Origin of the sequence: Rhodococcus sp. 852002-51564_SCH6189132-a (assembly GCF_001665495.1) — a bacterium.
Classification (GTDB): domain Bacteria; phylum Actinomycetota; class Actinomycetes; order Mycobacteriales; family Mycobacteriaceae; genus Rhodococcus; species Rhodococcus pyridinivorans.
Genome location: NZ_LZMJ01000047.1, coordinates 1 through 1,032 on the forward strand (window position 1 = coordinate 1; position 1,032 = coordinate 1,032).

Consider the following 1,032-nt stretch of genomic DNA (forward strand, 5'->3'; position numbering starts at 1 on the left):
TAGTTGGGCTCCTCGCCGGAACCAGTCTTCTTCCCTGCCATTCGTCAATGATCAAGCAGCGCGGTGTGAATCAAGTGTAACGACACACCCTATTACCGAAATATCTCTAGGTGAAGTCGGTGACCCACTTCCGGTTCGGCACCTCGGCGGTGAAGTCACGATCGACCAGGTCAGGCGCCCGATCTGCCTTCCGGCCGCCGGGGATCGTGGTCCGATCCCGGCGCCCACGAGTCACACCGGACAGGCCCTCGTCGCGCATCAACCGATCCACCGTGTGCTTGCCGACCTCGTGGCCCTGGTTGCGCAGGTGCACGGTCATCTTGCGGCGCCCGTACAGCCCCTCCGCGGCGCCGACGGTGCCGAGCAATGCATTCGTGACATGCGCGTCGGCGACGGTCCGTTCCGACGGCGGAGCGGTTTTCCAGTTCCGGTACGTGCGTGGGGCGACCTTGACGGGCCGCTGCCGCCCAACCGGTCCGGTCCTTGCCCGTCGTGCAGTGGATGAGCGCCGGCCGTACCTCGGGGTCGGCGAGCGCGGTGTACAGATGTCGGTATGCGGCCAGTGCGCTGTCGGATCCGACTATGTCGCGGTAACTTTCGGCGAGTAGCTGTTCCGCCCGTCCGTCGGGGCGTCGGCGAGCACGTCGACCACCACGTGAGCGGTGCCCTCGGGAAGTCGGTCCGGCTGCGCCGCCCGCTCCATCTCCGTGCGCAGGTCGAACACGGTGTGCACGCCGAGCGCAGCGACGCGGCGACGCGGCGACACCGACGTCGCTGAGGCGGTTGAGTTCGACCGAGCGGTACAGGGCACCCCGACGAACGTGGCTGCCGTCGGAGACCGGCCATCCACCGATGTCGCGGAGATTCGGCAGGCCGTCTATCACGATGAGTTCGCCGGCGGCGCGTTTCACGTTGCGTCTCGCAATCTGTCGGGATCGGTCGTGGGGGGGGGGGGGGCGGCGCGGGGCCCCCCCCCCGGCCGGGGGGGGGTGGGGGGGGGGGGGGGGGGGGGGGGGGGGTGGTGGGCGCGGG

The 1,032-nt window shown here is 69.4% G+C and carries 2 protein-coding genes; both read right to left on the reverse strand.

Annotated elements, in window-relative coordinates:
• Positions 1–106: 106 nt before the first annotated feature.
• Positions 107–367: an IS3 family transposase gene (locus tag A5767_RS11320; protein ID WP_052227244.1), complete on the reverse strand. Its 261-nt coding sequence runs from the start codon at positions 365–367 to the stop codon at positions 107–109.
• A gap of 213 nt (positions 368–580) precedes the next feature.
• Entirely contained in the window at positions 581–766 is a 186-nt protein-coding gene (locus tag A5767_RS23725) for a tyrosine-protein phosphatase (RefSeq protein ID WP_064852344.1), read from the reverse strand.
• Positions 767–1,032: the final 266 nt, after the last annotated feature.